This is a genomic window from Thermaurantimonas aggregans (genome assembly GCF_003851885.1).
GTDB lineage: Bacteria > Bacteroidota > Bacteroidia > Flavobacteriales > Schleiferiaceae > Thermaurantimonas > Thermaurantimonas aggregans.
The window spans coordinates 91,033-107,277 of the sequence record NZ_BHZE01000001.1 but is presented as its reverse complement, the minus strand read 5'-3'; the positions used below and the strand labels follow the sequence as shown (position 1 = coordinate 107,277).

Sequence of the window (16,245 nt, the reverse complement as noted above, 5' to 3'; positions counted from 1 at the left end):
AGGGTATTCGAAACTCTACAACCCCATATTCACATAAAACATCCATTCGGAGAGGTCATCCGTATTTAAAAATTGATCAAACAACACTACCAAATCATCTAAAGAATAAGAGCTGAGTTTACGAACTTTCCGAAAGTGAATTTTTGCAGAGGCATTGTTGTCGTTGATCATGTATACAGCCGTTAAAACTATTCTAACATGGATATCGTCAGGGTGCATAGTAGTTAAAAATCGCAAGATTTTAATGGCCATTTTAAATCGGCTGGTGCCTATAAGCACACGTGTGAAGTAGAGCAATAGCTCTTTGTCGTGCTTCCGCTGGGCCATGAGTTCTTTCGTAAGCTTCATGGCCTCTACGTCAAATCGATGAGCAAAAAGGATTTTTGCAGCTAAGAGCTTGCTTTCAGCACTTGGCTCTAACTCCAGCAGCCTTTCTACGTGGGTTAAGAGAGCCTTGCGATTATAATCTTTATCCGAATAAAATTTTATTAAAGCAGCGTGTATTGCAGGGTTGTTTTCATCTTCTTCTAGGGCTTTTTTGTAGTAAAAAAGCGCTTTTTTATTGGAATTTAGAGCCTCGTAACACCTGCCAAGACATAAGTAGGAATGGGCTGTGAAGATGTCGATTTCTAAAGCTTGGTTGTAGATTTCAATGGCTTTTTCATAGTCGCCCACCGTTTCGTACGTGTAGCCAAGGTCGTAGTAGGGCGCTATGTAATTTTCATCGATCAGAATAGAGTATTCGTATGCCCAAATGGCTTTTTCGTAATTGCCCATTTTGGCATACATATTTCCCAAGTTGTGCCAGGCAACTTCGTTGTAAGGCACTCTGTCAATAATATTGTTTAACAGTTTAATCGCCTCCTCCTGGTCGCCCATTTCATCATAGCAAGTCACTAGATTGTGCAAGATGAAATGATCTTCTGGAAATTCATCTATCAGCTGACGATAGATGCTTATTGCTTGCTGATAGTTAGACACTACAGCATATTCACCAGCTAAAAAGGTCAATGCCTCTGTATCTTCAGGATACAGCTGTGTGAGTCTTTTCAGGTATTGAATGGCAAGCTGATGGTTGCCGGTTTTAGAATGTATTTCGGCGTGCAGATAAAGCACATCCGGATTATCAGGATCTATCTGTGCAGCTTTTTTCAATACTCTCCGCGATTCATCGATTCTGCCTAGATCCATGTAGATCTGTGCTTTGCGAATCGGAAACACTTCTGAAGAAGGAAATATCTCAGAGCCATAGTCGGCTACTTTCAGCGCTTTTTTGAGCTCCTCGCTGGCGTAGTAATAATCGATGATTATTTCAAGCTCATCAATGTCAAAGTACTCTTGACGATCCTCGGCAAGCATGCGCTCAAAACGCATCACTAAGCCGGTTGTTTCGTCGTATTCAAAATCAGGCATGGTAAGAAGAAGAAGTATTACTTCAAATTTGGCCACAAAATTACAACAAACACAGGGCCTACAGGCAATTTTATTAACAGGCCAAGAGCGGAAAAGTCCGGCATTATTGCCTTTTTTCTCTTAGGTTTGTCGGCAATTTGTTGAAATGAAACAATATTTTTTAACATTTTTAAAGGGAATGGGTATGGGTGCCGCTGATATTGTACCTGGTGTTTCGGGCGGCACCATTGCATTCATTACTGGTGTTTATGAAGATTTACTTGCGGGCATTAAAAATCTTGGTGGACCGGCTTGGCTCGAGTGGAAGTCGAATGGATTAAAAGCATTTGCTCAATCAGCAAGACTCGGTATTTTAATACCGCTTTTCCTTGGCATTGGCGTCTCCATAGCATCTCTGGCAAAAGCCATTCAATTCGCTTTGAGTGTTTTTCCATTGCTTACCTGGTCTTTCTTTTTTGGGTTGATTTTGGCGAGTTCCGTTTTGGTGATGAGAAAAATCAGAACCTGGACAGCTGCAGTAATCGCCTTATTCGTATTAGGATTTGCCGTCGCATTCCAAATTACACGGTCAATACCGGTCTCCTTGCCCGAGGGTAGTTTCTACATATTTCTAAGTGGATTTATTGCAATTTCAGCTATGATATTGCCTGGCATTTCGGGCAGTTTTATCTTGCTTTTGCTCGGAAAATACGAAACCATATTACAAGCGGTTACATCGCTTCAATTCGGAATTATCGTTCTTTTTGCTGTCGGATGTGGACTTGGGCTTTTGGTAATGGCAAACGTCCTTACTTGGCTCTTAAACAAATACCACGATGCTGCAGTAGGCTTGCTCAGTGGCTTTATGATCGGTGCCCTATACAAAGTATGGCCTTGGAAACAGGTATTACAGACGCGCATCAACAGCAAAGGCATAGAAGTTCCCTTTATCGAGCGCAGTATTTGGCCTACTCAGATGAAAGGCGATCCCATGATTTTAGAATGTATTGTGTTTTTCATTCTTGGAGCAGCTCTCGTAATTACCATTGAGATAATGGCAGCCAGACTGGTTAGCAAGCAAGGCAATGAGTAAAAAGGTAGGTCTGATAGGCTACCCCTTAAGTCACTCATATTCTCCAATGATTTGGCAAAAACTCTTTGAGCAAGAGGGTTTGACAGAGTTTTCGTATGAACTATTTGAAATTTCTGATATTCGACAAGTATTGAGGCTTCTAGATGATGAATCTGTTATTGGTTTTAATGTAACCATTCCATACAAAAGGGAAATCCTGAACTACTTGCAAGAACTTACTCCAGAGGCTCAGGGTGTGGGCGCCGTAAACACTGTTGTTAAAGCAACAGGAGGAAAGCTAATCGGTCACAATACAGATGCAGTGGCTTTTGAGTGCAGTCTGTTGAATTTTTTGAGCGGCAAAGTTCCAGCAGATGCTATGATACTTGGTACAGGAGGTAGTGCTGCAGCTGTAAAATATGTATTTGAAAAGCAGAGTATTCCTTATATTTCAGTGTCACGTTCAAAAAAGAGCACAAATGTCTTTACCTATGAAGAGATTAATCTAAGTGCATTTGAATACCCAAAACTCATAGTAAATACAACGCCCCTGGGAATGTATCCGAACGTCCATGAACATCCACCTATTGACTTTAAAAAAATCAAACCAAAAAGCTATTGTTTTGACTTAATTTACAATCCAGAGAAAACTCTTTTTTTACAAAAATGTGAAAACCAAAACGCCTTTGTGCACAATGGACTTGAAATGCTACATTTACAAGCCCGTAAAGCGTGGGAATTTATTTCAAAACATTCTTTGTAAAACATTGTTATTCTGATATTTACATAAAGACTATGAACAACGGACTGCACGAAAACGAAGTGGCTAAGACTGTAGATGATCAAAATGAAATAACCGTAACCTCTACTCCAGAAACGACTTCGATTCCTCAAAATGATGAATTGGATGACATAATCCAAGAGCATCATTCCGATGAAGATGACCATGAAGACGAAGCTTCGGAGTCAGATAGTCTATATAGTAAATACGCAGATTATACACCTGAACAACTCTATAAAGAAGCAGTTTCGCTACTGAAGCACAACCATGTGTCAGCCATCAAGCAGCACATGGAGGCCATAAAAAGGCATCTGCTCTACCATCTCGACGAAGAGCGCAAAGACAAGCTGCACGCCTTTATCGAAGAAGGTGGCAACGAGATTGACTTCAGCTATGAACAACCGCTTCGCATCAAATTCAAAGAACTTTACAAAGAATACAAAGACAAGCTAAACGCATATTATAAAGAAAAAAAGGAACAACTCGAAAACAACCTCCATCAAAAGCAGCTCATACTCGAAGAGCTCAAGGAACTTGCTATGAATGTAGATATTACGGAGGAAATTTTCGAAAAGGTCCGCACCTTACAAGAAAAGTGGAAAAAAATCGGCCCGATACCTTACAATATGGCCGAACACATCAATAGAACCTATTCTTTTTACCTCGACAGATTTTATGACAATCTCAAGCTAAATAAAGATTTTAGAGATCTTCACTTCAGAAAAAATCAAGAAATTAAGGAAGAAATCATTCAGCGAGCCCTCGAATTAGCAGATAAGACCTTTGAACGCATCGCTGACTTTAATAAAGCAGTAAGGGCGCTCGAAAAAGAGTGGAGAGAAACAGGACCTGTACCTTACGAAAATCGCGAAGCACTTGCAAAGGCTTTTTATGAAGCCATCGACAAAGTGCGTAGCAAAAAAAGTGAATTGGCTGAGCTCGTTAAAAAGGAAAAGGAAGAAAAAATCTCTCAGAAAAAAGCCATTCTCGAAGAGTTGCGCTCCATCAATCTAGATGAAATCAATACACATGAAGGCTGGCAGAATCTGACCCAAAGCTTGAGTTCGTACACCGAAAGATTTAAAAAAATCGGCAGAGTACTGCACGAAGAAAATGATAAAATCTGGGAAGAATTCAATGCAGCCATTCGTGAAATTAAAAAGCGCAAAAACGCTTTTTATAAGCAATTTAAACAGATACAGCAACAAAACCTTCAGAAGAAAAAAGAACTGATCGAGCTTGCCCGTCAGAATGCTGAAAGAACAGACTGGGAAGAAGGAGTAAACTTCTTCAAAAAATTGCAGGCTGATTGGAAAAATATCGGTCCTGTGCCGAGAAAATTTTCTGAATCAGTGTGGAATGAATTCAGAGAGTTTTGCAACTCTTTCTTCGACAGATATCATGCATACCTAAAAGAGAAAGAAGCTGAGCTTTACAAAAATTACGAAAACAAAAAGGCTCAGCTCGAAGAGTTAAAGACCACCCCATCAGACAACATCAGCGTCCCTTTCTTAAAAGAACAAATCGAAAAGTGGAAGGCGCTCGGAAAAGTACCCACTGAATATCGCGACATCGAAAAGGAATTTCAAAAACTAATAGACGCACTTTTTGAAAAACTCGATCTCGATAAGGAGAATATCTACCTGGTACGTTTCGAAGCAAAAATGCAAGCCCTCTGGGATGCTGACGACAAGCAAGCTGTGTACATAGAGCGCCAGAGACTCCTCCACCAGTACGACGACCTCAAAAAAGACCTTCAAAAACTGGAAAACAACATTAATCTTTTCTCCAATAAATCGAGCTCTAATCCCTTTATCAAAGAGGTTGAAAAAAACATTGCCCGACACAAAGCGAACCTCGAGCTCGTAGCTAAAAAATTGGAAATTTTAGACCAATTTCCACTTCATGAAGTAAAAATCGAACGCACTCAGAGAAGCGAAAGACAAAAACATCAGGGGAGAGATCGTAAAAACAAAAAGGGTAAAAGGCAAAACGACAAGAAGCGCTAATTACCCTTTTTTTGACCTTTCTGTTTAAGATTTACTGCGCATTGCAAGTCTAATTCCATTAGCAATCAGTAGCACAATTATAGTGGCAACCGATGCAAAGGCCATTGACCACTTTAGTATTTGCGCTGTTCGGGCTATTTGAAACAGTTGGTCGTCAAAATTGGGGTATTCGTAAGCGAGCAGAATAAAACCTGCATTCTCCACAAAATCTGAGAGCATACTGATAAGAGGCAAAAAAATCAGAATGCTCAATAAGCGCTTGCGGAAATTCCGAACCAGTAATGAAATGGTATAGGCAAAAAACAATCCATAAGAAAGCGGATAAAGCAAGTCGTATCTCATTAAAATGTTTGCATACGTCTCCCTACCTTCTTGACCGGCAATCTCATAGAAATTAATCAATTTCTCTTTTGAAATTCCAATGGATAAATCTGGCGGGTTTTTTCCATTTACCAAGGGTTTAAGGCGTTCTTCGCCTGCTGTACGAAGACTATTTTCTGAATAAATCAAAAAGCCCAATAGAAGTAACCAAATGGCTAGTCTCATAATTGCTGATTTTATCTTTGGACAAAAGTAAAATTTTGGCATTTTTTTAGAAGTTATTTGCACAAAGAAGTTTCTGCATGAAAATCAAAAGTGCCATTGCAATACTCTTAGTGCTCACTGCTGGGGCTCAATCATCCGTCCAAACCACTGAAAACACACCGAACATTCGCATCAGTTCAGTAAAACCCTTTGCCACAGGCGAGCGACTCGTGTATTCGATCTCTTACGGATTACTCACAGCAGGTGAAGCCATCATAAGCGTTGATAATATTCAGCAGCGCCAAGGGAAAAACATCGCCCATATGGTAGGTATAGGGTATTCAAAGGGAATGTTCGAATGGTTTTTCAGAGTGCGCGACAGATACGAAACCTACTACGATATCGATAATTTAGAGCCTATCGAATTCATAAGGGATGTGGACGAAGGTGGATACATCATAAAACATCACATCCTATTCGACCCCAAAACGAACACAGCTGTTGATATTCTGCTGGATAAAAATAAAGTCTTTCAGCTCGAAGAGCGCACACAAGACATTTTTTCCGCTTTTTACTATGCAAGGTTCACTGATATTAAATCACTAACGCCAGGAGCTGTCATCCAAATCCCAGTATTTCTCGATCATGAAATGTTTAAATTTCAGATCCGGTACATCGGAGAGGAAACCATTAAATCCAAATTTGGAAAAATCAATTGTCTTAAATTTAAACCGATTGTTCAAAAGGGACGTGTATTCAAAGAAAAAGACACAATGACCATTTGGGTGTCAAACGACGATAATAAGGTTCCTGTTTTAATTAAAACGGAATTATTAGTTGGTTCGCTGAAAGCTGAACTGATTCAATACGAAGGCTTAAAAAACAAAAGCATTCTTCCCTAAGGTCGAAGATTACCTTCATTACTCGCCTTCACCTTCCATGCGATTTACAAATCGGTTCATCTTGCCGCGGGTAGAAGTGGTATATGAGTAGGGCTGTTTGCCCTTCTCTTCCTTACGACGCGCATCGGGCTTAGTATTGGTAATCATGTCCATAAGCTCCTGGCGTGGAGAGTAAAACTCCATCAGATTGCGTCTGTACTGGAAGAAGTATACATCCTTGCTGCCCATATCTATATACAGTGTCACCTCGTCGCCACGGCGTTTTCGGGCAATTTCAAGTATGCCGTTAACGCGTTTATTGATTTGCACTTTTCCTATCGAACCTATACCGATGGGACCTTCAGAGTAGAACGAATTGGTCTCGGGATTCCACTTTAGCCTGATGTCGCTGAAGGTAATGGTGCTCTGAAAGGGTTTCGGCATTCGTTCGGGCAAGCCTGTTTTGCGCAGCTCATCGATAAATCGCTGGCGCTCACGGCCGTCAAGCATTTCGTTAACGGCCACTGTAAATGCCCTCCTGGCCAAATCAGCTGAGGGCAGATCAGCATCTTTTAGCGTCTGGGTAATGGCTTTAAGAACATCATCGTTAAAGTGAAAGTCGAAACCCATCCACATATCGATAGTAATTTCGTCATTGACCAGTTTATGGCGTATGGTTCCATAAGCATCTATTTCAACGAGGCCAGTGCGATCGCCAAATGAGAGACGGCCCTCGCCATACATTTCGCAAGTTTTGATGTTAAGCGCAAGGTAGTTTCCTTTTGCTTCCGGATTTTTTACCTTTTCAGCCGTAGTGATAATGTAACTGTTTTGAGCCTTGTCAAAATAGAGTTGACCTCCTGCCAAAATCAATTCGAGATCGGCTCTGCTACTTTCTTTAGACAGAAATGCGGAATAACCAGATGTAGAGTCATTTGCAATGTAAATTCCGTTAAAAATTCTGGCTCGGTTGAGTTCTTCAGCTGTTTCAGGTAAATCGATCACAATGTTTTTTGGATCGATGATTGACTTAAAGGGAAACCAGTCGGTTTGAATTCTGCTGCAGGTATGCTGAATGAGCGTATAGCCATCGAAAGTGAGTTGTTTTTCAGGCGCTGTTAATAATGCCTCGCCATAAAAAGCAAAATAGGTGCTGAGAAAGAAGGCATCGTCTTTTGAAATTTGAGCTCTGCCATTGGTTATACCCTGTCGGTTTACCTGAATTTGGTCGAAAAACAAAGGCCAAGCGGTATTGTCTTCATCTAAATATTGGTAATAGCCCGATCCTGTATAATTTTTCCTCGAGATGATGTTTGCGGTGGCTTTTTCAAAGGCGTGGTATTTCGTTTGGCGATTGGCGATGATTTTGGCATTTTTCAAAGTGCGCATTTGTGCCTGAGGATCGATTACCACGTAGCCTGTGTCGGGAAATATGGTAGCATCGGCCACCTCAATCTCAAAGGCTTTAAATACCTCTAAATAATTTTCAACCATTCGAAATTTCACACTGCCTGCCACAAACTGAAGGCTGTCTTGATCGCGATGGGTGCTAACCATACGCGATGATGGCAGAGCACTTTTCTTCATCACTTCGATAGACTTTTCTTTTATGTGCCAATCGGCATAATCCATATAAGCAATGTATTGATGCTCAGGAAAGTTCATATACTGAGCAGCTGAATGAAGGGTGAAGTTGCCCTTCATTTTGTCGAAATTCACATAAGAGGAAGCTGACAGTGTTTCAAACACCCACGGCCCTGAGTCATATGGGCGCACTCGGAAATTAGACGTATCAGCCGAAAATTCACGACGGCGGAAGGAGAAGTCGCGCGATTTCATCTCAGCGTTTTGAAAGGCTATAGCCGCATCACCTCTCAGCCCTTTAGGCGAAAGTGCCATTCTACCGTCAGCCCGCATGGCTATATCGTCATACATCGAAAAAGGGCTCAAGGTATTTTGTGTAAACATGATGTCTCTCTTGGGCTCCCAGTGAAGCACCACATTGTCGGCCAGTACATGTGGCACGTTGTATTTTGAATCTTCTGCAATTTCGTATGAGACATTCACTGCATTGGTAGAGTCTGGGAAGAAAAAGAATTCTTTTGCTTTAGCCACCGATGAGAGATAGTCTATTTGGCCATCACCGCGAAGGCCTTTATTAGAGAGAGAAAGTTTTTGAGTGAATTTTCCTTTGCCGCCATAAGCTGACAGTCCTGTGATGGGTGTTTCCATCTCAAAGCCCAAGGAATAGTCGCGCTGCACCTTAATGGTTTGTTGAATGTCGGGAAAGATACCTGCACTCACAAGCGTGCCGTCAAAGGATATGCCCTCTGTACGCTTATTGTCGAGACTGTCAATAGTAAAGGGTTCCAAGCGCACATAGAAGTCCTTTTTGTTGTACACCCCGTTGTGGATGCTTGGCTTATCGTAGTAGATGTAACTCTCTTTTAGAGATCTAAAAATGGGATATTCTGCATACGATTTCCGACCTGATTTGTTGTTCGGCTTGTCGATGTCAAGTTGACCGGTGAGATCGGCCAACACACTTTGGACATTAACCAAAGTGACTATTCCGGTGGCGTCTTTCTCAAAACTCTCAACAGCAAAGCGCATAGAGTCGATCGTAGGCATGTCTATGATAAAAGGCTCGTATTTAAACTTAAATTCTCGCCCCCAAAAGCTAAAACGCCCTGCCAAGATTCGACCCGTAAAATCGAAATTCAGATTTCGGTGCATTACGATTTTTCGATCAGCCGGAAATAGCCCAACCTGCTGCGAATCGCTCAAAGCAATACTGTTTACACCTTCAATCGTGAGATCGTACGAAAGCAAGCTAAGCGTAGCATTGGGTTTGCCACTCACTGACGATACAAACTGAATGACGTCGAAGTCTCTTTTGTCTAAATAATTGTTTACGTATTCATAGGTGCGCGGTAAGATGGTGGCTCTGTGGGTATTTAAATCGTATTTTAAAAAGCCTTCAACGGCCAAATTCATAAGAAATATTCTTCCGTTTTGAGGGTTGATGCGCAAGTATTCGGCTACTTTATCAGCATCGAGCACCTCTGAGCCGAAGTATTTGCTCATTTCAATGACTTCCATCAGAGGGTGTTTGTTACTGAGCCCTCTGAGTCGATCCATTCGCTCTTCGCGGTAGTATTGGGCTGATTCGAAAGTGGCAGGTATTTCCAGGCCCTGGTTCATGTTTGAGATCAAAATTTTCTCTTCGCCCAACTTCCACACCAAGGTCTGAAAACGCATGATCAACTTGTGGTACGAATCCACAAAAGGCGAAAGGCCAAGACCCTCTTCTTGACGAACCAAAGTGACTATTCGATCGTCAGGAATGAGCCTGTAATATAGTCGCGGATGATAGATGCTATCGCCATCCAACAACAATGAGAGCTGTACAGCCTCCGAAGTAAAAAGATTAGGTTTGAGTGAAAAGCGCTCACCTCGTACAATGAGCTGGGGTTTTTTATTGTGAAAATGGATAAATGATGCTGGTTTATCAGGCGTTCCTGAAGCATATACGCCACTACCCACTACTGAAAAACCGCCCACATAATCAACATCTTTAACTATATTTTTAATAACAATGTCTTTTCGATAGGCATAGAAACGCGGAAAATTCGCTGTTTCAGGGGTGTTCCTGCTGCTCAAACGTTCTTCCAGTCGACCTTTAACAGGTTCTTTCAAATAGACTTTAGTATAAAGAGTTACGCTGTCAGCCTCAAAAAAAGCTTTTGAAACATTGATTTGATATGTCTGAAAGCGAGCTGTGGCGGAATCTCGGCTCAGTCCAGTACGTTCCCAATAAATAAATCCATCCTGACCGTCCCAAACCAAACTTTTTGGATGAAAAGTTCCACGTGTTTTTTCGATAAAAGTGCTATCGCCTCTGAAGGTAGCATAAATGTCGGTGTTTGTGATTTTAAAAATAGGCTCTTTGTCGAACAAAAATTCAAAAGCACCGGTGTACACCCATCTCAGTTGACCGTCGTTGTAAAGCTCGCCTTTCAGAAAGACTCCGTGCATGACCGATAAATAGTCGCGTATGGCTTTGTTAGGATTCTTCTGCGTGTAGATTTCAAAATCTTGATGAAAGCTCAAGGCGTGTTTTGCATCTTCTTGTTCTGCAAGGTGAATTATCACTTTAAACCAGTCGTTCCATGCATCGAGGTCGAGTAGTCTTTTCTTAAGCAGTGTGTTACTAGTTTTAACGAGGTATTCAAAAGCTTCTTCGGATAGTTTCCCACTGTTTAGTACAGCACCAATATCACTAACCAGCTTAGCCGCCCTGTCTTTGTCTTGTTCTTTGAGAACTTCATAAACTTCAGTACGCCATTGTGCAGTATCGTTGATAAAAGAGCGAACTTTCTGCGATTGAGACAAAAAAGGCATCAAAGACAATAGACCAAAAACGTACCAGGCCAGTATGCGACTCATCCTAATTCTTTTTCTGAAAGTGAAGGGCAACCCAATCGTTCTTAGTAAAACGATCAACTAAGCGCAAATGGTGTGCTACACATACCGACTCAATGGCGGGAACATCATCTTGGTAAAATCCCGATACCAAAAGGCTTCCACCGTCAGACAAGTGCTTAACATACTCTGGTATATCAGCTAAGAGAACATTGCGCTGTATGTTGGCAAGAATTACGTCGTACACCCCAGAGATAGCGCGTACATCGCCTAGTTTTACCGGCATATCTACAGCGTTTAGGGTTGTATTTTCTTCGGTGTTTTGTACAGCCCATTCGTCGATATCGATGCCTTCAGCAGAGTGCGCACCCATTTTATAGGCTAAAATTCCCAGTACCCCTGTCCCACACCCCATGTCGAGCACACGTTTACCATTGAAATCGATATTTTGCATAAGCATGCACATGCCGTAGGTTGTAGAATGATGCCCAGTTCCAAAGGCCATTTTAGGCGCTATGACTATGGAATATTGAAACCCCTCTTTTGATTCGTGAAAGGGTGCCTGAATGCGCAAAAAGCCGGGAATCTCCACCGGATCAAAATTTTTTTCCCATTCCTGATTCCAATTTTGAACAGGAGTTTGCTCGACCCGAAGAGTGAAAGAAACTTTTTTTTCGTATGCTTCTAATAGCTTTAATGCTTTTGGTTGATCAATGTTTTCTTCTAAACCCCAGGCGACAAATCCATTATCTGTGTCTTCAAACATATCAAATCCCACTTCTCCCAGCTCACCTATTATCAAGTCTTTCCAAGGATGTACTTCAGAGAGTGTTACGTGAAATCCCAAATATTTCTGCTGTTTTTCCATGTAATGAGTTAATGTGAATGCCCGAAGACAAAGGTATTGAGTTTGAGTGGCTAAACTCCAGCAATAAAATAAATTAATCCATCGCTAAAGATTGACTAAGGATTAATTAAACGTTTTGGCACAAAACTTGTCCAATGTACAAAACGTTAACATATGAGAAATTTATTTGCCATACTAGCGGCCATTTTACTACCTGTGAGTGCTTTAATGGCTCAATTAGAGGAAGCGCCCACTCAATCACCTGAAAAGATTAAAGAGTTGGCGAAAAGAAACACTGATAGGCTCTCAAAAGAGCTCATGCTCAGCGAACAGCAATATCGGGAAGTTTCAAAAATCAACGATGAATTCGCTGAAAAAGCAATATCTTTAAATGAACAGCGAAAAAAGGCTATTCAAGAACGCGAAGAAAATCTGAAAAAAGTGCTGACTGAGGAACAATATAATAAGTTAAAAAGCGAACGCAAAAGCAGACGAGAAAAACTTAAAGAGCGGAGAAAAGCAAGAAACAAATAAGTAGTGACGCGTGATGAATAAAGGCCTGACCCGTGATGGTTTCAGGCCTTTTTCTTTATTAGGACAGTATGCTTTGTCGATACATGAATTCCAATTGTTCATTAATTCTTTGAAGCTTTCGCAGCAGTTCGGCGTTTTCTTTTTTAAGGCGATACATTTCATAAGCACTTTCAATGGCAGTGCGCATATCGTGCTCATGCCAGGGTTTGGTAATGTATCGAAACACATGACCCACATTTATTGCATCAATTACCGCCTTAATATCAGCATATCCTGTAAGAAGCATGCGTACAATATCCGGCTTTTTTTCATATAGAATTCCCAAAAATTCGGTTCCCTGCATTACGGGCATACGTTGATCACTTATTACCACATGTGCCTCATTTTCATCGAGCCACTCCAAAGCTTCAGTGGGATTAATAAATGTCTCTACCGTGTAGAAACGTCGAAAATTCGATTTAAATGCAGTGAGATTCGACATTTCATCATCTACATACACTACTTTGATGGATTTCAAATCTCTTTCGTTCATAGTATTTTGATTCAAGAATGCAAATAGAAGTACAATTTTTGATAATGACCTACTAGCTTTTCCAAACCACAAATAAACATCACAATTTTAAATTTAGATTAAATTTTTTAAACAAAAAACAGAAAGATTGAACAGTGTACTCCTTTGTCGAAAAAAATAATTTTTTTGCAAAACTTAGCTTCTTTTTTGTAAAATCGAAATTTTTCTATTTTAGCGCATCGCTCACAAGGTGGGCTTAAAAAAATTCCACACTATGAATTTAAATATTACTCCAATAGAAAATACCATCGAACATTGGCGTGCAGAATTTTTTACAAACGATGAATTTCAGAGCACACAAAAAGACTTTAAAAATCCCATTATTTACGACTTAAGAGAATCCATTTACCACGAATTATTTAAAATATTATATCCAGAAATCACCTCAAAACATCCTCTATTTAAACAAAAATCAAAAGATTTTATCCAACAAAAATTAGAAGAAAAATCAGATATTTGGGTATATTACCCTTGGAAAAACACAGCATGTCGAATTCCTTCAGAAGAAGACTTCGTTAAAGTACGAACATCGCGCAATCAGTACAAAATCACTCCACAAGAACAAAAAATTCTTTCATCTAAAAAAGTCGGAATCATCGGATTGTCAGTGGGACAAACAATCGCCATTACAATGGCTATGGAACGCTCAGCCACGGAATTCCGCTTAGCTGACTTCGACGAATTAGAACTGAGCAATATCAACCGCTTGCGTTCAGGCATAACCAACATTGGCTTAAAAAAGGTAATAATTGCAGCTCGAGAAATAGCGGAAATAGATCCTTTTATAAAAGTAAAAATCTACCCGGAAGGCATCACGCGTGAAAATCTCGATGACTTCTTACTCACTGATGGAAAAATCGACTTGCTCGTAGATGAATGCGACGGACTTGACATTAAAATCATCGCTCGTCATCGCGCCCGAGAGCTCGGTATTCCAGTATTGATGGACACCTCTGATAGAGGTATGCTCGATGTAGAGCGCTTCGACCTCGAACCTCTACGCCCAATACTCCATGGCCTGGCCGAAGGTCTAAATCCCGACACTATCACTGAACTCACAAACGAAGAGAAGATTCCCTATATACTCGATATGGTGAGCGCTGAACAGATGAGTGCTCGTCTGAAGGCAAGTATGCTCGAAGTGCAGCAAACCATCAACACCTGGCCTCAATTAGCATCGAGCGTATTTCTGGGCGGAGCTATGGGAGCTGATACGGCGCGAAGAATTTTTCTAAACCAATACACCCAAAGTGGTAGATACTATTTAGACTTTGAAGAGCTAATACCCGATAAATCAGCAGGCGAGGCAAAACCAACCATTCCTCAACCTCCTGACGAGCCAGATTGGAACCTCTACTTCCATCATTTTGTCAAACAATTGCCAAGGAAAAACGAGTACATAAGACTATCGACCGAAGAAATCGAATCCTTGATACGTGCAGCCGCAGTGGCCCCTTCCGGCGGAAACGTGCAACCCTGGAAGTGGTTGCTTTTCGAAGATACCTTTTATCTGTTTCTAAACCCAAAGAGAGCTTTTTCTTTCCTTGATGTCGATCATTTAGGCAGTTATTTGGCCTTAGGAGCAGCGCTCGAAAACTTTGAAACTGCTGCTAAGGCACTTCACCTTAAAACCCACCTTCAATTCGTTTCAAATCATGAATTCCCAAATCTGATTGCCTCCATACAAATTGTTGGGCGAACTGAAAACCATGATTTCACTTCAGTTGCTAAGGTGCATTATCTGTACGAGCGTCATACAAACCGATTAAAAGGAAGCATCGAAAAAATAGATGCTGACTTCCTTGAAGAAGCTGAAAATCAGCTTGCCCCCGGTCAAAAAATTAAACTCCTCACTCACAGATCCGACATCGAAGAATTTGCCAAGCTCGTCGGTCTTGCAGATCGCATCCGATTGACCCATCCGTGGGCTCATCACGACTTTATGAGCGAAACCCGTTGGAATGATGCACATGCCCGAGAAACTTGTGATGGAATAGACATCGAAACCTTAAATCCTACTGTAAGCGATAGAGCTGCCTTCAGAGTTCTACGCGATTGGAATGCCTTATCGCTTACTGCCGACTGGGGCTTAGGCAAAGGACTCGAAAAAATGAGCCGCGAAACCGTAGTGAAATCCGGAGCACTCATGATGGTTCAATCTCCCGGGTGCCAACGCGACCAAATGCTACAATTGGGCAAAACTGTGGAGAAAATTTGGATACTTGCAGCACAATACGAAATAGGCTTTCAACCAGTAAGTCCGATAACATTTTTGATGTACAGAAATAGATTGTACCCCAACACATACCATCGACCTTGGCAGAATGCCTTATTGACCGAGGCAGAGGATAAATTCAAAAAACTATTCCAATTGGATATAGATTACACCTTTGGATTTGTATTTCGATTGTTTAAATCTACCGATGTTGTGAAAAAATCCTATCGACTTCCAATTCATCAAATATTCACTCATTACACCGCATAAATCGATGAAGGAAGAAATCGACCTTAGAATTAGAGCCTTTCGTTCGATCGACGATCGAGAAGCCTGCATTAAATACGTAGAAGGTCACGAAAAAGTATTAGAGGAATACGGTGTTCCAAAAGTTACATCTGCCAAAGCCGAATGGGTAGATAATCCAGATGTGTATCCTATCGTGGCAGAGAGCAGTGATGGAATCAGAATATTTGGCGGAGCACGCATCCAAATAAAAAATGACTTTCAACCTCTACCAGTAGAAGAGGCTCTTCAGGATATTGAGCCTCGATTTCAAGAGTACATTCAACGAGAGCTTGATGCCGGACGTAAAGTAGCCGAACTATGCGGCTTATGGAACTCAAAAGCCATAGCCGGAAGAGGCGTATCTTGGTTGCTCACAAAGGCTTGCGTTGCAAAAGCTGGAGTAACTTTGGCTCAGCGTCTAAAAATAGACACCCTATTTGTATTCTGCTCCCCCTTTACAGTTCAAATGGTAAGAAATGTGGGCTTTGTGGTTGAAACATCCTTGGGTATGGAAGGAAAATTTGAGTACCCCAAGCCTGATATGCTCGCTACGCTTATGGTGTGCAACGATTTAGATACTCTAAAGGCTGCTGATGAAAACGACAGACAAGTTGTATTTTCACTAAGAGAAAAACCCAGACAAATACGCAAGGAAAAAGGACCAAAAGGAGAGTTATTTATCGAATATCAACTAGATTTTTAGTT

The 16,245-nt window shown here is 41.1% G+C and carries 12 protein-coding genes; 7 read left to right on the top strand and 5 right to left on the bottom strand.

Features of this window, described 5'->3' with window-relative positions:
- Positions 1 to 15 precede the first annotated feature (15 nt).
- Positions 16 to 1,449: a tetratricopeptide repeat protein gene (locus EIP89_RS00470; protein WP_124396692.1), complete on the bottom strand. Its 1,434-nt coding sequence runs from the start codon at positions 1,447 to 1,449 to the stop codon at positions 16 to 18.
- A 109-nt stretch (positions 1,450 to 1,558) separates the two neighbouring features.
- Between EIP89_RS00470 and EIP89_RS00465 the strand changes: the two genes are divergently transcribed.
- The 3 genes from EIP89_RS00465 to EIP89_RS00455 are packed head-to-tail and all read left to right on the top strand — an operon-like array spanning position 1,559 to position 5,254.
- The gene (locus EIP89_RS00465; protein WP_124396691.1) at positions 1,559 to 2,485 is read left to right on the top strand and encodes a DUF368 domain-containing protein; all 927 of its coding nucleotides are present in this window, start codon (positions 1,559 to 1,561) and stop codon (positions 2,483 to 2,485) included.
- Entirely contained in the window at positions 2,478 to 3,227 is a 750-nt protein-coding gene (locus EIP89_RS00460; protein WP_124396690.1) for a shikimate dehydrogenase family protein, read from the top strand. Before EIP89_RS00465 ends, EIP89_RS00460 begins: the two co-directional genes overlap by 8 nt.
- Positions 3,228 to 3,259: 32 nt before the next feature.
- Entirely contained in the window at positions 3,260 to 5,254 is a 1,995-nt protein-coding gene (locus tag EIP89_RS00455) for a DUF349 domain-containing protein (RefSeq protein ID WP_124396689.1), read from the top strand.
- Positions 5,255 to 5,278: 24 nt separating this feature from the next.
- On the opposite strand, the gene EIP89_RS00450 is transcribed toward EIP89_RS00455, so the two are convergent.
- Positions 5,279 to 5,800: a hypothetical protein gene (locus EIP89_RS00450; protein ID WP_124396688.1), complete on the bottom strand. Its 522-nt coding sequence runs from the start codon at positions 5,798 to 5,800 to the stop codon at positions 5,279 to 5,281.
- A gap of 77 nt (positions 5,801 to 5,877) precedes the next feature.
- Between EIP89_RS00450 and EIP89_RS00445 the strand changes: the two genes are divergently transcribed.
- Positions 5,878 to 6,681 carry a DUF3108 domain-containing protein gene (locus EIP89_RS00445; RefSeq protein ID WP_124396687.1) on the top strand — a complete coding sequence of 268 codons (804 nt, stop codon included), beginning with the start codon at positions 5,878 to 5,880 and terminating at the stop codon, positions 6,679 to 6,681.
- Positions 6,682 to 6,699: 18 nt separating this feature from the next.
- Here the strand turns inward: EIP89_RS00445 and EIP89_RS00440 are convergent, their stop codons facing one another.
- Together EIP89_RS00440 and prmA are read right to left on the bottom strand one after the other, a co-directional pair.
- Positions 6,700 to 11,109 (bottom strand): hypothetical protein, encoded by a 4,410-nt coding sequence (locus EIP89_RS00440; protein ID WP_124396686.1) that lies wholly within the window; start codon positions 11,107 to 11,109, stop codon positions 6,700 to 6,702.
- 1 nt (position 11,110) lies between these two features.
- Positions 11,111 to 11,953 carry a 50S ribosomal protein L11 methyltransferase gene (gene prmA / locus EIP89_RS00435; protein ID WP_124396685.1) on the bottom strand — a complete coding sequence of 281 codons (843 nt, stop codon included), beginning with the start codon at positions 11,951 to 11,953 and terminating at the stop codon, positions 11,111 to 11,113.
- A gap of 153 nt (positions 11,954 to 12,106) precedes the next feature.
- On the opposite strand from prmA, the gene EIP89_RS00430 reads away from it, so the two are divergent.
- On the top strand, positions 12,107 to 12,466 hold the full coding sequence (locus tag EIP89_RS00430) for a DUF4890 domain-containing protein (protein WP_124396684.1): 360 nt from the start codon (positions 12,107 to 12,109) through the stop codon (positions 12,464 to 12,466).
- A gap of 58 nt (positions 12,467 to 12,524) precedes the next feature.
- Here EIP89_RS00430 and EIP89_RS00425 read toward each other — a convergent pair whose 3' ends face one another.
- On the bottom strand, positions 12,525 to 12,998 hold the full coding sequence (locus EIP89_RS00425) for a response regulator (protein ID WP_124396683.1): 474 nt from the start codon (positions 12,996 to 12,998) through the stop codon (positions 12,525 to 12,527).
- A gap of 253 nt (positions 12,999 to 13,251) precedes the next feature.
- Between EIP89_RS00425 and EIP89_RS00420 the strand changes: the two genes are divergently transcribed.
- Positions 13,252 to 15,522, top strand: a complete 2,271-nt coding sequence (locus EIP89_RS00420) for an Rv1355c family protein (protein WP_124396682.1) — start codon at positions 13,252 to 13,254, stop codon at positions 15,520 to 15,522.
- Positions 15,523 to 15,526: 4 nt separating this feature from the next.
- Positions 15,527 to 16,243, top strand: a complete 717-nt coding sequence (locus tag EIP89_RS00415) for a hypothetical protein (protein WP_124396681.1) — start codon at positions 15,527 to 15,529, stop codon at positions 16,241 to 16,243.
- The last annotated feature ends 2 nt before the right edge of the window (positions 16,244 to 16,245 follow it).

Bases quoted from the DNA above. Each gene is read 5' to 3' on its own strand.
- EIP89_RS00450 (WP_124396688.1), bottom strand. From the start codon at position 5,800: ATGAGACTAGCCATTTGGTTACTTCTATTGGGCTTTTTGATTTATTCA.
- EIP89_RS00420 (WP_124396682.1), top strand. From the start codon at position 13,252: ATGAATTTAAATATTACTCCAATAGAAAATACCATCGAACATTGGCGT.
- EIP89_RS00440 (WP_124396686.1), bottom strand. From the start codon at position 11,109: ATGAGTCGCATACTGGCCTGGTACGTTTTTGGTCTATTGTCTTTGATG.
- EIP89_RS00445 (WP_124396687.1), top strand. From the start codon at position 5,878: ATGAAAATCAAAAGTGCCATTGCAATACTCTTAGTGCTCACTGCTGGG.
- EIP89_RS00430 (WP_124396684.1), top strand. From the start codon at position 12,107: ATGAGAAATTTATTTGCCATACTAGCGGCCATTTTACTACCTGTGAGT.
- EIP89_RS00415 (WP_124396681.1), top strand. From the start codon at position 15,527: ATGAAGGAAGAAATCGACCTTAGAATTAGAGCCTTTCGTTCGATCGAC.
- prmA (WP_124396685.1), bottom strand. From the start codon at position 11,953: ATGGAAAAACAGCAGAAATATTTGGGATTTCACGTAACACTCTCTGAA.
- EIP89_RS00425 (WP_124396683.1), bottom strand. From the start codon at position 12,998: ATGAACGAAAGAGATTTGAAATCCATCAAAGTAGTGTATGTAGATGAT.
- EIP89_RS00455 (WP_124396689.1), top strand. From the start codon at position 3,260: ATGAACAACGGACTGCACGAAAACGAAGTGGCTAAGACTGTAGATGAT.
- EIP89_RS00465 (WP_124396691.1), top strand. From the start codon at position 1,559: ATGAAACAATATTTTTTAACATTTTTAAAGGGAATGGGTATGGGTGCC.
- EIP89_RS00460 (WP_124396690.1), top strand. From the start codon at position 2,478: ATGAGTAAAAAGGTAGGTCTGATAGGCTACCCCTTAAGTCACTCATAT.